The organism is Ruegeria sp. YKSF070 (genome assembly GCF_059612725.1).
Genome location: NZ_JBXWRD010000001.1, coordinates 144,969 through 166,850 on the forward strand (window position 1 = coordinate 144,969; position 21,882 = coordinate 166,850).

Genomic DNA, 21,882 nt, shown 5'->3' on the forward strand with positions numbered 1-21,882 from the left:
CAAGAGGGAGCGGATCATGAATTTCCACGAGGTGAGATTTCCCGCCAATCTGAGCTTTGGCTCGATCGGGGGCCCCGAGCGGCGCACCGACATCGTGACGCTGGTGAACGGGTTCGAGGAGCGCAACTCTCCTTGGGCACATGCGCGCCGGCGCTATGACGCGGGGGTGGGCATGCGCTCGCTGGACGATATCGAGACGCTGATCGCGTTCTTCGAGGCGCGCCAGGGGCAGGTTTACGGGTTCCGGTGGAAGGACTGGTCCGACTTCAAGTCGAGCCGCGCCTCGGTCGAGCCGCGCTATGACGATCAGGTGATCGCAGTGGGCGACGGGGTCGAGACCGCCTTTCCGCTGGTCAAGACATATCGGTCCGGCACCGTCAGCTATGCCCGCCCGATCAGCAAACCGGTATTGGGTACGGTCCGGATCGGTCTGGATCAGGACGAGATGAAAGAAGCGGTGGATTACGAGGTGGACGTGACCACCGGTCTTGTGCGTTTCGAGGCGCCGCCTCCGGTTGGTGTGCAGATCAGTGCCGGGTTTGAGTTCGATGTGCCGGTGCGCTTCGACACCGACCGGATCCAGACCAGCGTGGCCAGTTTCCGCGCGGGCGACGTGCCCAATGTACCGGTGGTCGAGGTGCGTGTGTGATGGGCGGGCCGAGCGAGGCAATGCAGGCGCATCTGGCCAGTGGGGTGACCACGTTGTGTCGCTGTTGGGCGATCCTGCGCAAGGACGGGGTGCGGTTCGGGTTCACTGATCACGACTGCATGCTGGAGTTCGACGGGTTCACCTTCAAGGCCGATAGCGGTCTGACGGCGGCTGCGCTGGAGCAGAGCACCGGCCTGTCGGTGGACAATTCCGAGGCGCTGGGCGCGCTCAGCGACGCGGCGGTGCGCGAGGAGGATATCGAGGCGGGCCGGTTCGACGGGGCCGAGGTACTGTCTTGGCTGGTCAACTGGGCCGAGCCGGAGCAGCGCTGGTTGCAGTTTCGCGGCTCGATCGGTGAGTTGCGTCGTGGCGGCGGTGCGTTTCAGGCAGAGTTGCGCGGGTTGACCGATGCGCTGAACCAGCCGCTGGGCCGAGTGTTTCAGAAACCTTGTACGGCGGTTCTGGGTGATGGCACCTGCCGGTTCGACCTGGATCAGCCCGGATACCGGGCAGAGATCACGGTGGAGCAGGTCGACGAGGGTCGGGTGTTTCGCTGGGCCGATCTGTCCGGGTTTGAGCCGGGCTGGTTCCAGCGTGGGCGGCTCGATGTGACCGGCGGTGCGGCGGTGGGACTGTGGGCGCTGATCAAGTCGGACAAGGTGACGGCAGCGGGTCGCGAAATCGAGCTGTGGGAGCCGATCCGGGCCGTGCTGCGCCCGGGCGACGGGCTGCGGTTGACGGCGGGCTGCGACAAGCGAATGGAAACCTGCCGCCTGAAGTTCAACAACCTGCTGAATTTTCAGGGCTTCCCAGATTTGCCGCGCGAGGATTGGGTCATGGCCAGCCCCAAGCGGACCGGGGCCAATAGTGGCGGGAGCCTGAGATGACCGGGCGTGGCTGTGACGCGGTTGCCATTGCCCGCAAATGGCTTGGCACGCCCTATCGGCATCAGGCCTCGACCCCGGGGGCGGGCAGTGATTGCCTGGGTCTGATCCGGGGCATCTGGCGTGGGCTTTATGGGCGTGAGCCTGAAGCCGTGCCGGCCTATTCGATGGACTGGTCCGAACCTCAGGGCGAGGAACGCCTGTGGCTGGCCGCGCGTCGACATCTGATCGAAACCGCGCCCGGGCCTGTGGTGCCCGGAGAGGTGCTGTTGTTCCGGATGCTTGGCGGCAGCGTCGCCAAACATCTGGGCATCGTGTCCGAGATCGGGACCTGCCCCCGGTTCATCCACGCTTATTCCGGGCATGGCGTGGTCGAGAGCCCCCTGAGCGCGCCGTGGCTGCGGCGTGTGGTGTCCCGGTTCGAATTTCCTCAGGAGGTGAGTTGATGGCGACGATACTTCTTTCCGCTGCGGGTGCGGCGATTGGTGGCTCTGTCGGCGGCACCGTTGCGGGGCTGTCTACGGCAGTGCTGGGGCGAGCCGTAGGCGCGACCGTAGGACGGGTTCTGGACCAGCGGTTGCTGGGCTCGGGCGCCGAAGCGGTGGAAACCGGCAAGGTCGACCGGTTCCGGCTGACCAATTCCGGCGAGGGGCATGCCATCGCGCAGGTCTATGGCCGGATGCGGGTGGGCGGTCAGGTGATATGGGCCTCGGATTTCGTCGAGACCACGACGACGAGTGGCGGGGGCAAGGGCTCGCGCCCACAACCGAGAACCACGCAGTACAGCTATTCGGTGTCGCTGGCGGTTGCGCTCTGCGAGGGCGAGATTGCCGGAGTGCGCCGCGTCTGGGCGGATGGGGACGAGATCGCGCCGGACGAGTTGAACATGCGCGTCTATCGCGGCACTGCGGATCAACTGCCTGACCCGGTGATGGAAGTGGTCGAGGGCGCGGGTCTGGTGCCTGCCTATCGCGGTACCGCCTATGTGGTGTTCGAGGATCTGGACTTGGACCGGTTCGGCAACCGGGTGCCGCAATTCTCGTTCGAGGTGGTGCGAGGCGACCAGCCCGATGCCGATCCTGGCGAGCTGGGGCTGGCGGGGCTGGTCAAGGGTGTCGCGCTGATTCCGGGGACCGGTGAGTACGGGCTGGCCACCACTCAGGTGAACTATTCCAACGGGCCGGGCAGCTATTGGGCGGCCAACAGCAACTCTCCGTCCGGGCAGACCGATCTGGTCACCTCGCTGGAGGCGATGGAGGACGAGTTGCCGGGGGTTGGCGCCGCCTCGCTGGTGGTGTCTTGGTTCGGTGGCGATCTGCGCTGTGGCGAGTGTGAGATCAAGCCGAAGGTCGAGCGCAAGAATATCGACGGCAGCAACATGCCCTGGCGGGTCTCGGGCCTGACCCGGGCCACGGTGGACGAGATCGCCCGGATCGAAGACCGCCCGATCTATGGTGGGACTCCGGCCGACGCGGCGGTGGTCGAGGCGATCCGGCACATGAACGATGCTGGGCAGCGGGTGATGTTCTATCCGTTCATCCTGATGGATCAGCTGGCGGGCAATATGCTGACCAACCCTTGGACGGGCGAGGAGGGGCAGCCGCATCTGCCCTGGCGGGGGCGGATCACGCTGAGCCTGGCGCCGACCCAGCCGGGCACTCCGGACGGTACCGCGGCAGCGGATGCCGAAGTGGCGGCGTTCTTTGGCGCGGCCTCGGCCACGGATTTCGTGATCGGCGACGGGGTGGTGACCTATACCGGTGGCGAAGATTGGGGGCTGCGTCGGTTCATCCTGCACTATGCGGCGTTGTGCAAGGCGGCGGGCGGGGTGTCGGCCTTTTGCATCAGTTCCGAGATGCGCGGCCTGACCCAGATCCGGGGCGCCGCCGGGTTTCCGGCCGTTCAGGCCTTGCGCGCTCTGGCGGCAGAGGTACGGACCATTCTGGGGCCGGAAACCAAGCTGGGCTATGCCGCCGACTGGAGCGAGTATTTCGGCTATCAGCCGCAGGATGGCAGCGGGGACCGCTATTTCCATCTCGACCCGCTTTGGGCCGATCCCGAGATCGACTTTGTCGGTATCGACAACTACATGCCGCTATCCGATTGGCGCGATGGCGAAGACCATGCCGATGCCCGGGCCGGAACCCGCCACATCTATGAGCAGGACTATCTGCGCGCCAATGTCGAGGGCGGCGAGGGCTATCACTGGTATTACCATTCGCCCGAGGCGGAGGCGGCGCAGATTCGCACGCCGATCACGGATGATGCCCATGGCGAGGCCTGGATCTGGCGTTACAAGGATATCCGCAACTGGTGGGCCAACCCCCATCACGAGCGGATCGGGGGCAACCGTCAGGCTTTGCCCACCGATTGGGTGCCGCAATCGAAACCGATCTGGTTTACCGAGCTTGGCTGCGCGGCTGTGGACAAGGGCACCAATCAGCCCAACAAGTTCCTCGATCCGAAATCCTCGGAATCGAGCCTGCCGAAATACTCGAATGGCGCGCGCGACGACCTGATGCAGCTGGCCTATCTGAACGCGGTTCTGGGGTATTGGAACGATCCGGGGAACAATCCGGTCTCGGTCGAGTATCAGGCGCCGATGATCGACATGGCCAATGCCTATGTCTGGGCTTGGGATGTGCGGCCTTATCCGGCCTTTCCCAACAATCGCGAACTCTGGGCCGATGGGGCGAATTACGCGCGCGGTCACTGGCTGAACGGGCGGTCTGGCAACCGGACGCTGGCCTCGGTCGTGCGCGAGATCTGTGCCCGCGCCAAGGTGCAGGCCGTGGATCTGGGAGCGCTGTGGGGCATCGTGCGGGGCTATACTGTCGATCAGGTCAGCGATGCCCGATCAGCGCTGCAACCGCTGATGCTGCGATACGGGTTCGATGCGATCGAACGCGATGGCAAGCTGGTCTTTCGCCTGCGTGACGGGGGGCGCCCGGTCGAACTGGACCGCGCGTTGCTGGCCGTTCACGAAGAGATCGATGGCGCGCTGGAACACCGGCGCGAGTCTGATCTGGAGTTGAGCGGGCGGGTTAGGCTTCGCTTTGTCCAGGCGGATGCCAACCATGATGTGGTGGCCGAAGAGGCGGTTCTGCCCGATGATGCCACCCATGCCGTATCCTCGAACGAGATGCCGCTGGCGCTGACTCGTGCCGAAGGACGTCAGACGGTGGAACGCTGGCTGGCCGAAGCCCGTCTGGGTCGCGATACGATCCGTTTTGCGTTGCCGCCCTCGCGGCTGGCGCTGGGCGCGGGTGATGTCATTCGTCTGCCTGAGGCCGGAGACGAGATCGGCGGGCTTTACCGTATCGACCGGGTCGAGCAGGCGCATATGCAGCTGATCGAGGCGGTGCGGATTGAGCCGAATGTATATCTCACCGCGGATATGGCGGATGATAGCCCGGTGGTGCAGGAATTCGTACCCCCGGTTCCGGTTCTGCCAATGCTGATGGACCTGCCGTTGATGACCGGGGACGAGGTGCCGCATGCGCCGCATGTGGCGATCACCGCGCAGCCATGGCCGGGCTCGGTGGCGATCTATTCCTCGGCAAGTGACGAGGCCTATAGGCTGGACAAGATCGTAGCTGCGCGGGCGGTGATCGGGGTAACCGAAACGCCGCTGGCGCGTGCCCGCCCAGGGCTGTGGGATCGTGGCAACGCGGTCCAGGTAAAGCTTGTCGCCGGAGAGCTGGAATCGCGCCCGCGCGAGGCCATTCTGAGTGGAGAGAATCTGGCGGCGATCGGGGACGGCTCGACCGGCAATTGGGAGCTGTTCCAGTTCCGCGATGCCGAGTTGATCGCGCCCGATACCTATCTGCTGCGCAACCGGCTGAGGGGACAGTTGGGCAGCGATGCCTTGATGCCCGACGTCTGGCCGGCGGGCTCGCAATTCGTGCTGATCGACCCGCGCGTGGTACAGCTTGACCTGGCCAGTTCGGAACGGCGGATCGCGCGGCACTACCGGATCGGCCCGTCTCGTCGGAGTTATGACGATCCATCCTATGTGCACCGGGTCGAGGCGTTTGACGGCATCGGGTTTCGACCCTATGCCCCGGCCCATCTGCGCGCGGTCGAGAACGGTGCCGACATTCAGCTCTCATGGGTGCGGCGCACCCGGATCGACGGCGACGACTGGAGCCTGCCCGAGGTGCCCCTGGGCGAAGAAAGCGAAAGCTATCTGGTCCGGGTGATCAAGGATGGTGGCGTGCTGCGAGAAGAAACCGTGTCGTCAGCAGCTTGGACCTATGGCGCGGCGGCGCAGGTGGCGGATGCGGTGGCGCGGCCCTTCGATTTGTCGGTGGCGCAGATTTCGGCCCGGTTCGGTCCGGGTCTGTTCCGTAGCTTGACTGTCGAGACCTGAGCGATGCGTCCGGTTCTGCATGGCGATGTCAGCGCGGCGGCGCGGGCCTTGCTGCACGCTCCCGCCGGTACACGTCGGTCGCTCTGCCGTCGGATGCTGTCCGAGGCGGAGATGGCCGATGCCCATGTCCGTGCGACCGGGCGGATCCATCCGCTGTTTGGCAATGGTTCTTTGATGTCTGCGGCGCGCAAGCGGGTGTTGGCGAATGAGCCCGGGTTCGACGATCCGGGCTATTGCCGGTGCTTCGAGATCGTGCTGAGCGCGCTGATTGACCGTCAGGTCAGCCGCGCGCGCAACTGACACAAAGAGTGGCGGCGGGATCGAGGGTCAGCCGCTCCTCTGGCAGATCGTCGCCACAACCGTCGCAATAGCCGTATTCTCTGACCGAAATCCGGTCGAGCGCCAGCCTCAGGCGGCGGGCCTCGACCTCGCGCCTTGCCTGCTGGGCCTTGGCAATGGCCTGATTCTGAAGCGCGTCCATCCGGCTGAGGCGGCCCACCGACTGTTGATCCAACTCGACCACCGCCCGCGCCGATTGCCCCACCGCACTGCTGTCGCCCAGTTCCTGCAAGCGCTCCTGAATCAGCGCCCGGAAACGGGCAAGCTGGGTCTCATTCATTTCCGTCACCACGCCCATCACGTATTGAGGTTGGTCAAATCGATCCTAACTGACTAGATTAGTCGCAAAGAAGGATGACAGGCCATGATGGAAACGCGCAAGAAACTTGCACCCGTGGACCCGGTCTGGGACCGGATCACCGCCGAAGCGCAGGACGCTGTGGACAGAGAGCCCCTGATGGGTGGGCTGGTGCATGCCTGTATCCTGCACCACAAGAATCTGGACAGGGCGCTGTCCTATCGCATTTCGGCCAAGCTCTGCTCGAACGAAATGTCGATGATGGTGCTGCGTGAGATTGTGGACGATGCCTATGACAGCGCGCCCGAGTTGGTCGAGGCCGCCCGCGCCGACCTGATGGCGGTCTACGAGCGTGACCCGGCCTGCCACCGGCTGTTGCAGCCGATCCTGTATTTCAAGGGATATCAGGCGATGCAGGCCTATCGCGTGGCACATTGGCTGTGGACACGCAAGCGCTATGACCTGGCCTATTTCTTCCAGATGCGGGTGTCTGAGATCTTTGGCGTCGACATTCACCCGGCGGCCCGGATCGGCAAGGGGATCATGATCGACCACGCTCATTCCATCGTCATCGGAGAAACCGCGGTCGTCGGCAATAACGTTTCTATGCTGCATTCGGTGACGCTGGGCGGGACCGGCAAGGAAGAAGAGGACCGCCACCCCAAGATTGGCGATGGCGTGCTGATCGGGGCGGGGGCCAAGGTGCTGGGCAATATCAAGGTCGGCCATTGTAGCCGCATCGCTGCCGGTTCGGTGGTGCTGAGCGAGGTGCCGCCCTGCAAGACCGTCGCGGGCATCCCGGCCAAGATCGTGGGCGAGGCGGGCTGCGACCAGCCCTCGATCAACATGGATCAGCGTTTCCCGAACGGGTCGGACTGAGGCGCGTGTCGCCGGGACTTCATTTGTCTTGAATGTGAAAAGGGGCGCATTGCGCCCCTTCTTCTGTTGATGTTTCGATGCGAAAATATTTTGAATTAACCTCTTACCTGAGACTGTTAATCTTGATTTTCGGGTTGTGGGAATGGAATCTTCCGGCTTTGGACCATTATGGAGAGAGGTTGGTCCTATCTGAGTTGGAGCGCCTTGCGGTACCGCCCTGCGCGGCGCAGTATCTGATGCAACGGTAAGACTTTTCGCAGTTTGACTTGGGGGCATAAAATGATCTTCACGACCAAGGGCCGCGGGCGGCTATATGGCTCGATCCTGGAAACGGTGGGCAATACGCCCGTGATCCGGCTGAACAGGATCGCGCCGGGACATGTTACGATGTACGTGAAATTCGAGGCGTTCAACCCGGCGGGATCGGTCAAGGACCGGCTGGCGCTGAACATCATCGAGGCCGCCGAACGCGAGGGCCGATTGCAGCCGGGCCAGACCGTGGTCGAGGCGACCAGCGGCAATACCGGCATTGGTCTCGCCATGGTCTGCGCCGCCAAGGGCTATCCGCTGGTGATCACCATGCATGACGGGTTTTCGGTCGAACGCCGTCGCCTGATGCGGATGCTGGGCGCCAAGGTGGTGTTGACCCGCAAGGAAGACAAGGCGGTCGGGATGGTGGTGAAAGCCAAGGAACTGGCCGAGGCGAATGGCTGGTTCCTGGCGCATCAGTTCGAGACCAAGGACAATGCCGATATCCACGAGGCCACCACCGCGCAAGAGATCCTCGGCGATTTCGACGGCGAGCGGTTGGACCATGTGGTGCTGGGCTATGGCACCGGTGGTACCGTCACCGGTTTGGGCCGGGTGCTGAAAACCGCGCGGCCCGATCTGAAGATCACGCTGAGCGAGCCCGCCAATGCCGCGCTGGTGCAGTCGGGAGTGGCGCAAGAGCGCAATGCCGAGGGTGAACCCGCCGCGACCCATCCCGCCTTCAACCCGCATCCGATCCAGGGCTGGACCCCGGATTTCATCCCGCTGGTGCTGCAAGAGGCGCTGGATCAGGGCTATTTCGACGCGCTGGAGCCGGTGAGCGGCCCGGAAAGCATCACCTGGTCCAAACGCCTGGCGGCCGAGGAGGGCATCCTGACCGGGATATCGGGCGGCGCCAGCCTGGCGGCGGCTATGAAGGTCGCCGAGACCGCGCCCGAAGGCTCGGTTCTGCTGGCGATGCTGCCCGATACCGGCGAACGGTACCTGTCGACGCCGCTGTTCGAGGATATTGCGGCCGAGATGGACGAGGCCGAGCAGGCGCTGTCGGCCTCTACTCCCGGATATCAATACTGATCAGCGCGCCGCCGCTGGTTTGGTGCTGGCGGTGGCTGTGATGCAGGTGAATATCTCGAGAAGGAAGAAAGGCAAGATCTCCCGTTTGGAGTGTCAATGGCACTCTCGGTTGTGCTGTGGCTGGCTTGCCTCAGTCTACATTTTGCGGGACAAAACAGACATCGGGTTTAGGGTGGTGTAGCGCCTCAACTCCTCACTAGATAAGGCGACGTATGCACAGTTGGCTCAATCGACGTTCCATCGTTTTCTGTGGCATGGCGGTCGAAAGTCTTGAAGCCAGCCGGAAGGATCGTTCCACTGCGTGCTTCTGAGACAAAAATGTGCTTGCTGTTCTCGGGCGTGGTCGAAATCGATCTCGGATCATCAAGCGTACCAATATAGATGCCCAGCCGATTGGGCCAGCGCTCGAAAGTCAAAGCAAGCTTGGTCCCGCATTTTGAGCAGAAGTGAACGTTTACGTCTTTTCCGCTACCTTCTGAAGGGAGTGTGTACACGGCCGGATTGCCTCGGGTGAAAGCAAAGGTTTCGTATTCGAATATGGGTTCGATCATTCGGTCCGAACCTGTAGCGCGCTGGCAGAAACGGCAGTAGCAAATTGTCACCCAAAGGGGTTCGCTGCCCGTATTGTATGCTATATTTCCGCAAAGGCAGCGGCCCATATGCCCTTCCGACATATCTAAACCCTTTCATATCGCCCAAAGATACTCCCTTCTAGCATGTCCAGGGCTCGGCGGTACCGGTGTTCTTTTGGTCAGGCCGATCAGGGCTCTTTGCGTGCATAAGAAAACAGCGGTTGTATAAAAATCAAAGCCCCGGCGATGGGGCCGGGGCTTTGTCTATTTAACAATGATGGCCTCTCAGGCCAGCATCACCATCGGGTTTTCCAGGTTGTCGACGATCGCCTGCAACAGCTGTGCTCCAAGCGCCCCGTCGATCACCCGGTGATCGACCGACATGGTCACCGACATCACGGTGGCCACGGTCAGCTCGCCATCGGCGCCGACCACCGGTTTCTTGACGCCGGAACCGACCGCCAGGATACCCGCATGCGGCGGGTTCACGATGGCGTCGAAATTGTCGATGCCGAACATGCCCAGGTTCGAGATGGCAAAGCTGCCGCCCTGGTATTCCTGCGGTGCCAGCTTGCGGTCGCGGGCGCGGGTGGCGAGATCCTTCATCTCGGTCGACAGTGCCGAGAGCGACTTCATGTCGGCGTCCTTCAGCACCGGCGTGAACAGCCCGCCCTCGATGGCGACGGCAACGGCCACGTCCGAGGGTTTCAGCTTCAGCACCCGGTCACCGGCCCAGACCGCGTTGCAGTCGGGCACCTGTTGCAGCGCGTTGGCGACCGCCTTGATGATGAAGTCGTTGACGCTCAGCTTGACGCCGCGCCCTTCGAGCTGCTTGTTCAGCTGGGCGCGGAACTTCATCAGCGCATCCAGCTTGATATCGCGGCGCAGGTAGAAATGCGGAATCGTCTGCTTGGCCTCGGACAGGCGCGCGGCGATGGTCTTGCGCATGCCGTCGAGCTTGACCTCTTCGTACTCGCGACCCTCGTACATGCGGGCAACCATATCGGCGCTGGGTCCGCTGGGGGCTGCTGCGGCAGGAGCGGCAGCTGCGGCTGCGGGGGCAGGGGCCGCAGCAGCGGGGGCAGGCGCCGCTGCCGGGGCGGTGGCGCCAACCACGTCTGCCTTGACGATCCGGCCATGCGGGCCGGAGCCTGCGACTTGCGACAGATCAAGCCCCTTGTCAGCGGCGATCCGGCGCGCCAATGGCGAGGCGAAGACGCGGCCACCATCAGCACCCTTGGGTGCAGCCGGGGCCGCGGTGGGGGCTGCTGCGGGCGCCTCGGACGCCGCAGGGGCGGCCTCGTTGCCCGCGGCGGCGGCCGGGGCCGCCTTGGGCGCGCTGGCTATATCTCCCGCGCTTTCACCCTCTTCCAGCAGTACCGCGATGGGGGTGTTCACCTTGACCCCTTCGGTGCCCTCGGGCACCAGGATCTTGCCGACGATGCCTTCGTCGACGGCTTCGAACTCCATCGTCGCCTTGTCGGTCTCGATCTCGGCCAGCAGGTCGCCCGAGGAGACGCTATCGCCTTCCTTGACCAGCCATTTCGCCAGGGTGCCTTCCTCCATGGTGGGAGACAGGGCGGGCATCAGGATTTCGGTGGGCATCTCTGTCGCTCCTTACCGATAGGTCACTTGTTTGACGGCTGCGACCACCTCGTCGGTGGTGATCAGCGCCAGTTTTTCCAGGTTCGCGGCATAGGGCATCGGCACGTCCTTGCCCGTGCAGGTGATGATCGGCGCGTCGAGATAATCGAACGCCTGCTGCATCACCTCGGACGCGATATAGCTGCCGACGGAACCTTGCGGCCAGCCTTCCTCGACAGTGACCAGACGGTTGGTCTTCATCACCGAGTTGATCACGGTGGGCAGGTCCATCGGGCGCAGGGTGCGCAGGTCGATGACCTCGGCGCTGATGCCGTCGCCGGCCAACCGCTCGGCGGCCTCAAGCGCGTATTGCATGCCGATGCCGAAGCTGACGATAGTCACGTCGGTGCCCTCGCGCCAGATCCGCGCCTTGCCGAAGGGCACCACCAGGTCATCGACCTGCGGCACCTCGAAGCTGCGGCCATAGAGGATCTCGTTCTCCAGGAAGATTACCGGGTTCGGATCGCGGATCGCCGATTTCATCAGGCCTTTGTAATCGGCGGCCGAATAGGGCATCGCCACCTTGAGGCCGGGGATCTGCATGTACCAGGCGGCATAGTCCTGGCTGTGCTGGGCGGCGACGCGGGCGGCGGCGCCGTTGGGGCCACGGAACACGATCGGACAGCCCATCTGGCCGCCGGACATGTAGAGCGTCTTGGCAGCCGAGTTGATGATATGGTCGATCGCCTGCATGGCGAAGTTGAAGGTCATGAATTCGACGATGGGCTTGAGCCCGCCAAAAGCCGAACCGACGGCGATCCCGGCAAACCCGTGCTCGGTGATCGGCGTGTCGATTACCCGCTTGGAGCCGAACTCGTCCAGCATTCCCTGGCTGATCTTGTAGGCGCCCTGATACTCGGCGACTTCCTCGCCCATCAGATAGACAGCCTCGTCAGCGCGCATCTCTTCGGCCATCGCGTCGCGCAGCGCCTCGCGCACGGTCTGCGATTTCATCGGAGCATCCGCCGGCCAGTCGGGCGACAGGTCCACCTTGGGGGCGGCGGGGGCTGTGACCGGGGCAGGGGCTGCGGGCGCCTCGGAGCCCCCTACGGGGGCCGCCTCGTTGCCCGCGTCGGCCACTGGTGCGGCCGACAGCGCCGCATCGACGCTTTCGCCTTCTTCCACCAGGACGGCGATAGGGGTGTTGACCTTGACCCCTTCGGTGCCTTCGGCGATCAGGATCTTGCCGACGATGCCTTCGTCGACCGCCTCGAACTCCATCGTGGCCTTGTCGGTTTCGATCTCGGCCAGGATATCGCCGGACGAGACGGTGTCGCCCTCCTTGACCAGCCATTTCGCCAGGGTGCCTTCCTCCATGGTGGGGGACAGGGCGGGCATCAGGATTTCGGTTGCCATGTCGTGAGGTCCTCTCAGGCGTAGATGTCTGTCCAGAGCTCGTCGACTGACGGCTCGGGGCTTTCTTTCGAGAATTCGGCGGCCTGGTTGACGATCTCCTTGATCTCCTTGTCGATCGCCTTCAGGTCATCTTCGGTGGCGTGCTTGCCGCTCAGCAGCATCTCGCGCACCATCTCGATCGGGTCGCTCTGCTCGCGCACCTTCTGCACCTCTTCGCGGGTGCGGTACTTGGCCGGGTCCGACATCGAGTGGCCGCGATAGCGATAGGTCTTGACCTCAAGGATATAGGGGCCCTTGCCGGCGCGGCAGTGGGCCACGGCCTTTTCGCCGGCTTCCTTGACCGAGAGCACGTTCATGCCGTCGACGGTCTCGCCGGGAATGCCGAAGGCCTCGCCCCGGGTGTAGATATCGGGCGAGGATGTCGAGCGTTTCTGGGCGGTACCCATGGCGTATTGGTTGTTCTCGATCACGAAGACGACCGGTAGTTTCCACAGGGCGGCCATGTTGAAGGTCTCATAGACCTGGCCCTGGTTGGCGGCGCCATCGCCGAAATAGGTGAAGGTGACGCGCCCGTTCTCCTGGTACTTGTCGGCAAAGGCCAGGCCCGCGCCCAGCGGCACCTGGGCGCCGACGATGCCATGCCCACCATAGAAATGCTTCTCTTTCGAGAACATGTGCATCGAGCCGCCTTTGCCTTTGGACAGGCCGCCCTCGCGCCCGGTCAGTTCGGCCATGACGCCGCCCGGATCCATGCCACAAGCCAGCATGTGGCCGTGATCGCGATACGAAGTGATGCGCTTGTCACCCTCCTCGGCGGCGGCCTCAAGCCCAACGACAACCGCTTCCTGGCCGATATAGAGATGGCAGAAACCACCGATCAGACCCATGCCGTAGAGTTGGCCGGCCTTTTCCTCGAATCGGCGGATCAGCAGCATCTCGCGATAATAGTGTTTCAGTTCTTCGGCGGAAGTATTTGATTTTCTTGAGGTCTTTCTCGTCGCGGTCACGGCGCCATTCCTCTGTCGGTGAAATAGTTTAGCATTAAACTATCTAATAAAGCATTTTTTGCCGCCTGACGAGTGCTAATATGACGCGGCGGCAAGGCGGGGCGGAACCGCGAAAATCTTCGCAGGAGATTTTCGAATCTGGAAGATTTTTCTACGAAAGATCCGGGCGCTGCGCCTCAGCGGATCACGATCTCGTCGGCGCGCAGAAGTCCCAGCACCGAGCGGGCCTGTTCGTCCAGCAGGTCAAGGTCCAGGTAATCGTCGGACAGGCGCCGGGTCAGGTTTTCCATCCGGTCGATCTGTTCTTCGACCTTGGCGAGGTCGCGCGACAGCACCTCGCGCTCCGCGGCAATCTCGACCCGGCGGAACAGGCCGAAATCGCCCTGCACAGCGGCAAAGGTGAAATAGATCGCCAGCGCGAAAGAGACCGCGAAAAACGCGATCGCGCCGATGCTGGGTCTGGTTGTCCGTGACACGCGGGATACCTGCCGTCTAGATTGCCTCTGCTCGCGCCTCTGGCGGGCACGTGACCTTAGTATGACACAGGCGGATCCCGTTGTGAATCCCCCTTCTCCACGTGTTTTTAGGGTTTTTCCTTGTCATCTGACAGGTTGCAGGATGCCGCTCATCTCGTCGTGGATCACCTGCCGGGTCAGCTGGATGAAGCGGTCGATCGCGGGCGGGGTGCCGGTGGCTGTGCGCCAGGCCAGCCCGACAGTTCTGTGCATCGCGGGTCGCAGCGGCCGAGTGGTGACATCGGCGCCGGTCGCGCGGACTTCCGAGGCGACATAGAGCGCGGGCAGCAGGGTGATCCCCATGCCCAGCGACACCATCTGCCGCAGGGCGTCCAGGCTGGTGCCCTCGAATTCCGTGCTTAGCCGGGCCCCGGCGGTTTCGCACAGGCCCTGAACCTGTCCGTGCAGCGCATAGCCGGGGCTGAGACCCAGCATGGTTTCGCCCGCCAGATCGGTTTGCCGGACCTGGGGCACGCCTGCCAGCCGGTGCGCAGGATCTACCGCCAGTTCCAGCGGTTCGCGAAACAGCGGCGCCACGCGGATATCGTCGCGCCCGACGGGGAGCTGGGTCAGGATCAGGTCATAGCGGCCAGCGGCCAGATCCTCGACCAGGTCACGGGGGGCGCCGTCACGGATCGCCAGTTTCAACCTTGGATACTGGCGATGCAACTGGCGCAGCACCCGTGGCAGCAGATAGGGGCCGATGGTCGGGGTCGAGCCCAGCCGCAGCGTGCCGGTCATGTTGTCCCGCATCGGGCTGGCATAGAGGGTCAGCGCCTCGACCTCGCGCAGGATACGCGCCACCATCTCGGATACGTCGCGGCCCTCGGGGGTCAGGATCAGACCACTGCGCCGCCGCTCCAGCAACCGTGCGCCCACCGCCTTTTCCAGCGCCGCGATTTGCAGGCTGAGTGAAGGCTGGCTGATGCCCAGGCTGCGCGCGGCGCGCCGGTATTGTCCGGCCGCCACCAGGGTCGAGAAATAGGTGAGTTGGCGCAGGGTGATGTCGGGCGGCATACGGATTTCTCTTTGATAGGTAAAACCTATCTTAATCTATGCGGGCATTGGGTTCTTTCCAGATGAGCGCCCCCCATCTTTGGCACAGGCCGCGATATGTCGCGGCAGCGTTCACAACCGGAGGAGACCATAGATGACCGCGACAAGCAGAGTTCGCGCTTTCTCGTTGAAGCTGAGGATGGCGGTGCTGAACGAGCGTCGGGCCGAGTTGAAACAGCGTATCCTGACCGAGCTCAAGCGCCCGGCGCCCTGCGCCCAGACGCTGCGCATGCTCAAGCGGCGCAAGCTGTCGTTGAAAGACGAGTTGGCCCGCCACGAGGGCCTGCTGCGTACGCTGGATGCGATGGGTCCGCAACGTGAACAGCCGATGGAGAGAGCGTGATGTTTCGACTGGTTTTCATGACGACGGGCCTGCGCTGGCTACACAGCCCGGATCTGGGCGACATGCGCAACGCCATCCTGTCCGAGGATGACGACGGGCCGGATGGCGGTGGCATCCGCCCCGCCGGATCCCGCGCGCGGGTGCAAATGGCGCGCGGGCTTGCGGTGAATTGAGTCAGCCGGCCTGCATCAGGGCGGCGACACCGGGCAGGGTCTTGCCCTCCATCCACTCCAGAAACGCGCCGCCTGCGGTCGAGATATAGGTGAAATCCCCCGCCGCGCCGCTGGCGTTGAGCGCGGCCACCGTATCGCCGCCTCCGGCGACCGAGATGAGCTTGCCTGCCCGGGTCAATGCCGCCGCCTTCAGCGCGGCGGCATTGGTTGCCGCGTCAAAGGGTTCCAGCTCGAATGCGCCCAGCGGTCCGTTCCAGATCAGGGTCCGGCTCTTCTCGAAAATCGCCTTGATCGCCGCCAGGCTGTCGGGGCCTGCATCGAGGATCATGCCCTCGTCGGGGCAGCGGTCGGCGGGCAGGATCTGATGCGGCGCATGGCTTTCGAATTTCTCGGCCACCACCACATCGCTGGGCAGCACGATGGTGCAGCCCGCCGCCTCAGCCTTGGCCAGAATCTCGGCAGCGGTATCTTTCATGATGCGTTCGGCCAGCGATTTACCCACCGGCATCCCCTTTGCCACCAGGAAGGTGTTGGCCATGCCGCCACCGATCACCAGGTAATCGACCTTTTCGATCAGGTTGCCCAGCAACTCCAGCTTGGTCGAGACCTTGGCCCCGCCCACGACTGCCGTCACCGGGCGTTCGGGCTTGCCCAAGGCCTTTTCCAGCGCCTCAAGTTCGGCTTGCATCAGCCGCCCGGCGCAAGAGGGCAGCAGGCGCGCGATTGCCTCGGTCGAGCTGTGGGCGCGGTGTGCGGCGGAAAAGGCGTCGTTGCAATAGATATCGCCCAGCCGCGCCATGCCGGCGGCCAGTTCGGGATCGTTCTTGGTTTCGCTGGCGTGAAAGCGGGTGTTCTCCAAAAGCAGCACCTGGCCGGGCTGCAAGGCCTCGGCGGCCTCTTCGGCGGCGGGGCCGACGCAATCATCGGCAAACAGCACCTTGGTTTCAAAGGCGCGTTCCAGTGTTGGCACCAGCTGGCTCAGCGACAGGTTCTTGCGCCGCTCGCCGCCAGGGCGGCCGAAATGCGCCAGCAGGATGGGGCGGCCCCCGGCGGCAAGGATATCGCGGATGGTGGGCATCAGGCGGCGGATGCGGGTCGAGTCGGTCACCACCCCGTCCACGATCGGCACGTTGATATCGACCCGCACCAGCACGCGCTTGCCGTTCAGGTCCATGTCGTCGAGTGTTTTCCAGCCCATCAGCCGTAATCTCCTTGCTGCAATGCGTTTGCCGGTTTCTCTACCCGAATGGGCGCCCCCGTCAATGGCGTGCCTTGTCCATCCCGCGCGCGATGGTTAGGTTCCCGGCAAACATAGTGACAGGAGGGCCCGATGGCCGAAATCAAGGATCCCGAAAACACGATCATCGTCGAGCTGAAGGACGGCAATGTCGTCATCGAACTTCTGCCCGACGTGGCGCCCAAACATTCCGAGCGGATGAAGGAGTTGGCGCGCGCCGGCGAGTATGACAATGTCTGCTTTCACCGTGTGATCGACGGCTTCATGGCGCAGACCGGCGATGTGGCCAATGGCGACATGGAAGACGGGTTCAACATCCGTCGCGCGGGCACCGGTGGTTCCTCGCTGCCTGACCTGCCGGCCGAATTCTCGAAACTGCCGCATGACCGGGGCACCCTGGGCGCCGCGCGCTCGGCCAATCCGAACTCGGCCAACAGCCAGTTCTTCATCAACTTCAAGGACAACCATTTCCTGAACGGCCAGTATACCGTTTATGGCCGGGTGATTTCCGGCATGGAACATGTGGATGCCATCACCCGCGGCGAGCCGCCCGCGAATCCCGATCGCATGATCAGCGTCAAGGTGGCCGCAGATGTATAAGCTTGCGGCCCTTCTGGCGCTGTTCGCCGTTCCGGCGAGCGCGACCGGCCTCAAGATCGAGGTGGCGGGCGAGGCCAATGGCACCGTCACCATCGACCTGCTCGAGGATGTGGCCCCCCAACATGTGGAACAGATCACCGCGCTGGCGGCTTCGGGCGCCTATGACGGGGTGGTGTTTCACCGGGTGATCGACGGGTTCATGGCCCAGACTGGCGATGTGCAATATGGCCGCATGGGAGGCGACATGCGCCTTGCTGGGCGGGGCGGGTCCGACCGGCCTGACCTGCCGGCCGAGTTCTCGGATATCACCTATGAACGCGGTGTGGTGGGCATGGCGCGCGCGCAGGACCCCAACAGCGCCAACAGCCAGTTCTTCATCATGTTCGCCCCCGGCCCGTTCCTGGATGGTCAATATACCGTGGTGGGCAAGGTGACTGGCGGCATGGACGTGGTTGACGCGATCAAGCGCGGCACCGGTCCCAACGGCTCGGTGATCGGCCAGCCCGATCAGATGAAGTCGGTCACCGTGACCGACTGATCCAATGCCGCCGGCGCCCGGTATCGGGGCGCCGGCGGTTTCACGTTTGCGTGTGTGGGGTGGCGCGATCCCGTTTTGACGGCGATCCTTGGGTCGATTTGCGAACCCGAGAGGCTCCGGCATGCGCCTTCTTCCCCTCTTTCTTGCGATCTGGCTGGCTTTGCCAGCCCTGGCCGGTCCTGAGGTCTGGCGCCATGAATGGCCCGACACCGATTTTGGCAAGACAAGCGTTGCGCATTGGGGCGAGATCCTGTCGGGCGGGCCGCCCAAGGACGGTATCCCGGCGCTGAGCGATCCCGCCTTTCTGAGCTCCGCTGCAGCGAAGGGCCTGGAAGGGCGAGAGCCGGTGATCACCGTTGCGCTCCCCGGAGAGGTCGCGCGGGCCTATCCGCTGCGCTATCTGATGTGGCACGAGATCGTCAATGACCGCATCGGCACGGTGCCGGTGGCGGTGACCTTCTGCCCGCTGTGCAATTCGGGCCTGACCTTCGACCGGCGCAGCCCGGCGGGAGAGCTGGAGTTCGGGGTGACCGGCAAGCTGCGCAACTCAGACATGGTGATGTATGACCGCCAGACCCAGAGCTGGTGGCAGCAGGCGCAGGGGCTGGCGATCGTGGGCAGGCTGACGGGGACCGAACTGACGCCGCTGCCCAGCTGGATGGAGAGCTGGGACCAGTTCCGCGCCCATTATCCCGACGGGCAGGTGATGGCCGAACCGGCATTTCGCCGCGCCTATGGCCGCAACCCCTATGTGAGCTATGACAGCGCCCGACGCCCCTTTCTCTATGATGGTGAGGCACCACCGCATGGCGTCCCGGCACTGGCGCGGGTGGTTCGGGTGGGTGAACGTGCCTGGCCGCTGACGCGGGTGGCCGAAGCCGGGGTGCTGGAGGAGGCTGGTGTGCGGTTCGAATGGCGCGCCGGCCAGGCCTCGGCCCTTGATACGGCGCAAATTGGCGAGGGGCGCGATGTGGGGTCGATCCGGGTCCGCGACATGCAGGGGCGCGACATTGCCCATGACGTGATGTTCGCCTTTGCCTTTCACGCGTTCTGGCCCGGGGGCGAATGGATGCTGGGGGCGGATTGACGCGATCCGGCGCGGCCGGGCGGGCCGAGATTTTTCGACGAAAAATCTGGCGCCGCCCGGGTCGGACATTGCGCCAAATCAAAAGCGCCGCGGACGGCCCACGGCGCTTTGTTTGCTCTGAAAGAGAGAGGCCTCAGGCGCTTTCAGGCTTGGGCGCGGGTGCGGCCGCGGCCGGGTTGGCGGCGGGCTTGGCGGCGCGGCCCGGGTTCAGCGGGTCGTCCTGACGCTGCACCGAGCCTTCGAAATGGGCACCGCTCTCGATCGCGATGGTCTTGTGGATGATATCGCCCTCGACCCGCGCGGTCGAGGTCAGGCGCACCTTGAGGCCCCGCACCCGGCCCACGATCCGGCCATTGATCACCACGTCATCGGCGGTCACTTCGCCCTTGATGGTGGCGGTCTCGCCGATGGTGAGCAGATGCGCGCGGATATCGCCCTCGACCGAGCCTTCGACCTGGATGTCACCGGTGGTCTTGATATTGCCGGTGATATGCAGATCCGAGGACAGGATCGACGCCGGCGGCTTGGGCTTGGGCGCAGCTGCCTTGTAATCGCTCGGAGCGGGCGCGGCAGGAGCCGCGGGCGCGGCGGGTTTGGCCGCCTCGGGGGCCTTGGGGGCGGGCTCGTTGATTTTGCTCTTAGAAAACATTGCGTGAAGCCTTGATGTAAGTCATGGGGTTAACGGGTCTGCCGTTGACATGCACCTCATAGTGCAGATGCGTCCCGGTGGACCGACCGGTGCTACCCATATCAGCAATATGATCCCCGCGCGAGACCCTTTGGCCGACCTTTACACGGAGTTGCGAGTTATGGGCGTAATAGGTCTCGATCCCAAAGGCGTGGCGGATCTTGATCAGCTTGCCAAACCCCGACTGCCAGCCCGCATGGGTGACCACGCCATCGGCGGTGGCATGGATGTCGGTTCCATGCTTGCCCGCGAAATCCGACCCATTATGCATGCGCTTGCCGCCGGTCTTGGGGTCGCGCCGATAGCCGTAGCCGCTGGTAAAGCGCACCGCCGCGCGCACCGGAGAGGCAAAGGGCGCCTGTTCGGCGGCAATCCGGTAGAGGTTCAGCTGATCCATCTGTTGCAGCAGCTGGTTCGCGCGCAACTCGTCGGCCGAGGGCTCTTCACCGCGCGTGCTGAAGGATAAAGGGGTCAGCGGCCCGCCCTGGCCGCTATAGCCGCGCCGCACCTCTTCGATGATACGGTCGGTGGGCATGCCGGCGCTGCGGAACATCTTGTCCAGCGGTTCCAGCGAAATGGTCATTGCTTCTTCGAGTTGGCGGAAGATCTGGTCGTTGCGCTCTTCCATCAGCTTGATTTCCAGCTCCAGCTCGGCGCGGGCTGCCAGCGCCGATTGCGCATCGGCGCGGATCTGGTCGCGCTGTTCGGCGGTGCGTTCCAGTGCTGCGGCCATGAAATCCATCTGCGCGGGAACCTCGGCGGCGACCTGCTCGACGGCGGCGGTATCGCCCTTCTCGTCCAGCAGCCGTTCCAGCTCGGCGCGTGCCACTTCGCGCTGGCGCATGGTGGCGCGCAGGGTTGTCTGGATCACTTCGACCCCGGTTTCCAGCTCGCGCCGGCGGTTCTCCGAGGCGAGCAGTTCCGTTTGCATCGCTGAAATCTGGGTCAGGGCGGCGTTGAACCGTTGCTGTGCCGCGACCGCCTCGTCGGCGCGGGCGTCGCGCTCTTGCGAGAGGGCGTTCAGACGTTCCTGATAGGTGGCCTGATCACGCTTGGCCTGTTCGCGGAAATTGCTGGCACCGATGCTGTCCATCAACAGGATGGCGGTGGCGACGATGGTCCAGGCAACCAGCAATGTCGCCCCCCCAAAGGCGATCAGCTGTGTTTCGGACCGGAGCCGGATGAACCGGGTATCGCTGTCGGATTTCAGAAAGACACGGCGTTCGGGAAACCTGCTTTCCAGAAACGCGTGGATTTTGATTGCCAGACGTGTTCGCACGCGCCCATCCCTGTGTTGTCCCCTCGCAAGTCCCCGGGATGTGAGTGGTGCCGGGGCCTTGGCCCGTGTGAATACCGGCGTGGTGCCGATCGGGCAAGTTTCTTTACCAGATGAGGGGAAAGCGCGCCCATCGCGGTCCGGTTTCGGCGAAAATCCGCCGAAACCATGCGTTTGCATGGGGTCATCCGGCTAGATGTCGCGATTGCGCTGCGGTGTTTCCTCGGCCAGCGGCCAGTAGAAATCGGGCGGAAGCCCCGCCTCGGCGCGTTTTTCCTCGTTGAAGGGGGGCTTCAGCGCGCCGTGGAAATAGCGCCGGACAAGCGCGTGGAACGCGTCCTTGGGATCGGTATTCTCGCGCCCACACAGGAAGTGGAACCATTTCGAGCCATAGGCGACATGGCCCACTTCCTCGGCATAGATCACCTCGAGCGCGGCGACCGCCTGTGTCAGCCCGGCCTTGCGGAAAATGTCGATCATCCCCGGGGTCACATCCAGCCCGCGCGCTTCGAGCACCATGGGCACCACCGCCAACCGGCCTATCAGGTCTTCGGCGGTATCTTCGGCGGCGCGCCACATGCCGGCATGGGCCGGAAGGGCGCCATAATGGCTGCCGATATTCTCAAGAACATCGCAGACCATATTGAAATGCTTGGATTCCTCGTCCGCGCATTTCACCCAGTCGTCGTAGAACCCAACCGGCATCGGTACATGGCCGAAGCGCGCGATGATGTCCCAGTGCAGGTCGACCGCGTTCAGTTCGATATGCGCGACCGCATGCAACAGTGCGATGCGCCCGGCCTCGGACCCCGGACGCCTGCGGGGCACGTCGCGGGGGCTGAGCAGTTCGGGCCGCTCGGGCCGGGCGGGATGCAGCGGCGGGTGCGCAGTGCCCACCGCGATCGGGTCGGCTTCACCCTTACGGGCGGCAAACCAGGCGCTCGCGTGGCGGCGCGACAGCTCGGTCTTGGCGCGTCCGTCGGCGGTGGTCAGCACCTCGACGGCCATTTCGGTCAGGGTCAGGC

General features: G+C 64.0%; 23 protein-coding genes. 12 read left to right on the plus strand and 11 right to left on the minus strand.

The genetic code is table 11. The annotated features are described in order from the left end of the window. Positions 1 to 16 precede the first annotated feature (16 nt). Genes AC2FL1_RS00755 through AC2FL1_RS00775 form a run of 5 tightly spaced genes read left to right on the plus strand, consistent with a single transcriptional unit; the run spans position 17 to position 6,205 of the window. Positions 17 to 649, plus strand: coding sequence for a phage distal tail protein, Rcc01695 family (locus AC2FL1_RS00755; protein WP_496875671.1), 633 nt, complete (start codon positions 17 to 19; stop codon positions 647 to 649). Next, positions 649 to 1,536, plus strand: a complete 888-nt coding sequence (locus tag AC2FL1_RS00760) for a phage/gene transfer agent baseplate hub protein (protein WP_496875672.1) — start codon at positions 649 to 651, stop codon at positions 1,534 to 1,536. The genes AC2FL1_RS00755 and AC2FL1_RS00760 overlap by 1 nt, the downstream gene beginning before the upstream one ends. Then, positions 1,533 to 1,979 (plus strand): C40 family peptidase, encoded by a 447-nt coding sequence (locus AC2FL1_RS00765; protein ID WP_496875673.1) that lies wholly within the window; start codon positions 1,533 to 1,535, stop codon positions 1,977 to 1,979. The genes AC2FL1_RS00760 and AC2FL1_RS00765 overlap by 4 nt, the downstream gene beginning before the upstream one ends. Then, entirely contained in the window at positions 1,979 to 5,905 is a 3,927-nt protein-coding gene (locus AC2FL1_RS00770) for a baseplate multidomain protein megatron (protein ID WP_496875674.1), read from the plus strand. Before AC2FL1_RS00765 ends, AC2FL1_RS00770 begins: the two co-directional genes overlap by 1 nt. A gap of 3 nt (positions 5,906 to 5,908) precedes the next feature. After that, positions 5,909 to 6,205, plus strand: a complete 297-nt coding sequence (locus AC2FL1_RS00775; protein WP_496826189.1) for a DUF7742 family protein — start codon at positions 5,909 to 5,911, stop codon at positions 6,203 to 6,205. On the opposite strand, the gene AC2FL1_RS00780 is transcribed toward AC2FL1_RS00775, so the two are convergent. Then, positions 6,186 to 6,524, minus strand: a complete 339-nt coding sequence (locus AC2FL1_RS00780) for a TraR/DksA family transcriptional regulator (protein WP_496875675.1) — start codon at positions 6,522 to 6,524, stop codon at positions 6,186 to 6,188. The two genes, AC2FL1_RS00775 and AC2FL1_RS00780, sit on opposite strands and share 20 nt — an antisense overlap. Before the next feature lie 84 nt (positions 6,525 to 6,608). Between AC2FL1_RS00780 and cysE the strand changes: the two genes are divergently transcribed. Together cysE and cysK are read left to right on the plus strand one after the other, a co-directional pair. Further along, complete coding sequence (gene cysE / locus AC2FL1_RS00785) at positions 6,609 to 7,421, plus strand: serine O-acetyltransferase (protein ID WP_496875676.1); 813 nt, start codon at positions 6,609 to 6,611, stop codon at positions 7,419 to 7,421. A 279-nt stretch (positions 7,422 to 7,700) separates the two neighbouring features. Further along, entirely contained in the window at positions 7,701 to 8,765 is a 1,065-nt protein-coding gene (gene cysK / locus AC2FL1_RS00790) for a cysteine synthase A (RefSeq protein ID WP_496875677.1), read from the plus strand. A 185-nt stretch (positions 8,766 to 8,950) separates the two neighbouring features. Here cysK and AC2FL1_RS00795 read toward each other — a convergent pair whose 3' ends face one another. From AC2FL1_RS00795 to AC2FL1_RS00820, 6 genes are all read right to left on the minus strand, one after another. Then, positions 8,951 to 9,439 (minus strand): GFA family protein, encoded by a 489-nt coding sequence (locus AC2FL1_RS00795; RefSeq protein ID WP_496875678.1) that lies wholly within the window; start codon positions 9,437 to 9,439, stop codon positions 8,951 to 8,953. Between the two features lie 183 nt (positions 9,440 to 9,622). Next, complete coding sequence (locus AC2FL1_RS00800; protein ID WP_496875679.1) at positions 9,623 to 10,942, minus strand: pyruvate dehydrogenase complex dihydrolipoamide acetyltransferase; 1,320 nt, start codon at positions 10,940 to 10,942, stop codon at positions 9,623 to 9,625. Between the two features lie 12 nt (positions 10,943 to 10,954). Then, positions 10,955 to 12,337, minus strand: a complete 1,383-nt coding sequence (locus AC2FL1_RS00805; RefSeq protein ID WP_496875680.1) for a pyruvate dehydrogenase complex E1 component subunit beta — start codon at positions 12,335 to 12,337, stop codon at positions 10,955 to 10,957. A gap of 14 nt (positions 12,338 to 12,351) precedes the next feature. Next, a complete protein-coding gene (gene pdhA / locus AC2FL1_RS00810; protein WP_496826177.1) occupies positions 12,352 to 13,344 on the minus strand; it encodes a pyruvate dehydrogenase (acetyl-transferring) E1 component subunit alpha in 993 nt (330 codons plus the stop codon). Positions 13,345 to 13,520: 176 nt separating this feature from the next. Beyond that, the gene (locus AC2FL1_RS00815) at positions 13,521 to 13,820 is read right to left on the minus strand and encodes an FtsB family cell division protein (RefSeq protein ID WP_234136965.1); all 300 of its coding nucleotides are present in this window, start codon (positions 13,818 to 13,820) and stop codon (positions 13,521 to 13,523) included. Positions 13,821 to 13,943: 123 nt separating this feature from the next. Continuing rightward, a complete protein-coding gene (locus tag AC2FL1_RS00820; protein WP_496875681.1) occupies positions 13,944 to 14,876 on the minus strand; it encodes a hydrogen peroxide-inducible genes activator in 933 nt (310 codons plus the stop codon). Between the two features lie 133 nt (positions 14,877 to 15,009). On the opposite strand from AC2FL1_RS00820, the gene AC2FL1_RS00825 reads away from it, so the two are divergent. Both AC2FL1_RS00825 and AC2FL1_RS00830 read left to right on the plus strand, forming a co-directional pair. Continuing rightward, positions 15,010 to 15,258, plus strand: a complete 249-nt coding sequence (locus AC2FL1_RS00825) for a DUF465 domain-containing protein (RefSeq protein WP_496826173.1) — start codon at positions 15,010 to 15,012, stop codon at positions 15,256 to 15,258. Beyond that, a complete protein-coding gene (locus tag AC2FL1_RS00830; protein WP_496826171.1) occupies positions 15,258 to 15,431 on the plus strand; it encodes a hypothetical protein in 174 nt (57 codons plus the stop codon). The genes AC2FL1_RS00825 and AC2FL1_RS00830 overlap by 1 nt, the downstream gene beginning before the upstream one ends. Before the next feature lies 1 nt (position 15,432). On the opposite strand, the gene AC2FL1_RS00835 is transcribed toward AC2FL1_RS00830, so the two are convergent. Continuing rightward, a complete protein-coding gene (locus AC2FL1_RS00835; RefSeq protein WP_496826169.1) occupies positions 15,433 to 16,629 on the minus strand; it encodes a phosphoglycerate kinase in 1,197 nt (398 codons plus the stop codon). A gap of 132 nt (positions 16,630 to 16,761) precedes the next feature. Between AC2FL1_RS00835 and AC2FL1_RS00840 the strand changes: the two genes are divergently transcribed. The 3 genes from AC2FL1_RS00840 to AC2FL1_RS00850 all read left to right on the plus strand — a co-directional run bounded on the left by AC2FL1_RS00840 (position 16,762) and on the right by AC2FL1_RS00850 (position 18,893). Then, positions 16,762 to 17,268 carry a peptidylprolyl isomerase gene (locus AC2FL1_RS00840; RefSeq protein ID WP_234136959.1) on the plus strand — a complete coding sequence of 169 codons (507 nt, stop codon included), beginning with the start codon at positions 16,762 to 16,764 and terminating at the stop codon, positions 17,266 to 17,268. Further along, the gene (locus AC2FL1_RS00845; protein ID WP_496826167.1) at positions 17,261 to 17,806 is read left to right on the plus strand and encodes a peptidylprolyl isomerase; all 546 of its coding nucleotides are present in this window, start codon (positions 17,261 to 17,263) and stop codon (positions 17,804 to 17,806) included. Before AC2FL1_RS00840 ends, AC2FL1_RS00845 begins: the two co-directional genes overlap by 8 nt. Positions 17,807 to 17,927: 121 nt before the next feature. Continuing rightward, a complete protein-coding gene (locus tag AC2FL1_RS00850) occupies positions 17,928 to 18,893 on the plus strand; it encodes a DUF3179 domain-containing protein (protein ID WP_496875682.1) in 966 nt (321 codons plus the stop codon). A 133-nt stretch (positions 18,894 to 19,026) separates the two neighbouring features. On the opposite strand, the gene AC2FL1_RS00855 is transcribed toward AC2FL1_RS00850, so the two are convergent. The 3 genes from AC2FL1_RS00855 to AC2FL1_RS00865 form a co-directional block, all read right to left on the minus strand. Then, complete coding sequence (locus tag AC2FL1_RS00855; protein ID WP_234143949.1) at positions 19,027 to 19,542, minus strand: bactofilin family protein; 516 nt, start codon at positions 19,540 to 19,542, stop codon at positions 19,027 to 19,029. Next, positions 19,532 to 20,860 carry a DUF5930 domain-containing protein gene (locus tag AC2FL1_RS00860; RefSeq protein ID WP_234183357.1) on the minus strand — a complete coding sequence of 443 codons (1,329 nt, stop codon included), beginning with the start codon at positions 20,858 to 20,860 and terminating at the stop codon, positions 19,532 to 19,534. Before AC2FL1_RS00860 ends, AC2FL1_RS00855 begins: the two co-directional genes overlap by 11 nt. Before the next feature lie 189 nt (positions 20,861 to 21,049). Continuing rightward, positions 21,050 to 21,865 (minus strand): ferritin-like domain-containing protein, encoded by an 816-nt coding sequence (locus tag AC2FL1_RS00865; protein WP_496875711.1) that lies wholly within the window; start codon positions 21,863 to 21,865, stop codon positions 21,050 to 21,052. Positions 21,866 to 21,882: the final 17 nt, after the last annotated feature.

Excerpts from the sequence above, each read along its gene's own strand:
- cysK (WP_496875677.1), top strand. The coding sequence starts at position 7,701 with ATGATCTTCACGACCAAGGGCCGCGGGCGGCTATATGGCTCGATCCTG.
- AC2FL1_RS00795 (WP_496875678.1), bottom strand. The coding sequence starts at position 9,439 with ATGTCGGAAGGGCATATGGGCCGCTGCCTTTGCGGAAATATAGCATAC.
- AC2FL1_RS00805 (WP_496875680.1), bottom strand. The coding sequence starts at position 12,337 with ATGGCAACCGAAATCCTGATGCCCGCCCTGTCCCCCACCATGGAGGAA.
- AC2FL1_RS00840 (WP_234136959.1), top strand. The coding sequence starts at position 16,762 with ATGGCCGAAATCAAGGATCCCGAAAACACGATCATCGTCGAGCTGAAG.
- cysE (WP_496875676.1), top strand. The coding sequence starts at position 6,609 with ATGATGGAAACGCGCAAGAAACTTGCACCCGTGGACCCGGTCTGGGAC.
- AC2FL1_RS00755 (WP_496875671.1), top strand. The coding sequence starts at position 17 with ATGAATTTCCACGAGGTGAGATTTCCCGCCAATCTGAGCTTTGGCTCG.
- AC2FL1_RS00830 (WP_496826171.1), top strand. The coding sequence starts at position 15,258 with ATGTTTCGACTGGTTTTCATGACGACGGGCCTGCGCTGGCTACACAGC.
- AC2FL1_RS00780 (WP_496875675.1), bottom strand. The coding sequence starts at position 6,524 with ATGAATGAGACCCAGCTTGCCCGTTTCCGGGCGCTGATTCAGGAGCGC.
- AC2FL1_RS00855 (WP_234143949.1), bottom strand. The coding sequence starts at position 19,542 with ATGTTTTCTAAGAGCAAAATCAACGAGCCCGCCCCCAAGGCCCCCGAG.
- AC2FL1_RS00800 (WP_496875679.1), bottom strand. The coding sequence starts at position 10,942 with ATGCCCACCGAAATCCTGATGCCCGCCCTGTCTCCCACCATGGAGGAA.
- AC2FL1_RS00845 (WP_496826167.1), top strand. The coding sequence starts at position 17,261 with ATGTATAAGCTTGCGGCCCTTCTGGCGCTGTTCGCCGTTCCGGCGAGC.
- AC2FL1_RS00820 (WP_496875681.1), bottom strand. The coding sequence starts at position 14,876 with ATGCCGCCCGACATCACCCTGCGCCAACTCACCTATTTCTCGACCCTG.
- AC2FL1_RS00770 (WP_496875674.1), top strand. The coding sequence starts at position 1,979 with ATGGCGACGATACTTCTTTCCGCTGCGGGTGCGGCGATTGGTGGCTCT.
- AC2FL1_RS00825 (WP_496826173.1), top strand. The coding sequence starts at position 15,010 with ATGACCGCGACAAGCAGAGTTCGCGCTTTCTCGTTGAAGCTGAGGATG.
- AC2FL1_RS00775 (WP_496826189.1), top strand. The coding sequence starts at position 5,909 with ATGCGTCCGGTTCTGCATGGCGATGTCAGCGCGGCGGCGCGGGCCTTG.
- AC2FL1_RS00835 (WP_496826169.1), bottom strand. The coding sequence starts at position 16,629 with ATGGGCTGGAAAACACTCGACGACATGGACCTGAACGGCAAGCGCGTG.
- AC2FL1_RS00760 (WP_496875672.1), top strand. The coding sequence starts at position 649 with ATGGGCGGGCCGAGCGAGGCAATGCAGGCGCATCTGGCCAGTGGGGTG.
- AC2FL1_RS00765 (WP_496875673.1), top strand. The coding sequence starts at position 1,533 with ATGACCGGGCGTGGCTGTGACGCGGTTGCCATTGCCCGCAAATGGCTT.
- AC2FL1_RS00865 (WP_496875711.1), bottom strand. The coding sequence starts at position 21,865 with ATGGCCGTCGAGGTGCTGACCACCGCCGACGGACGCGCCAAGACCGAG.
- AC2FL1_RS00850 (WP_496875682.1), top strand. The coding sequence starts at position 17,928 with ATGCGCCTTCTTCCCCTCTTTCTTGCGATCTGGCTGGCTTTGCCAGCC.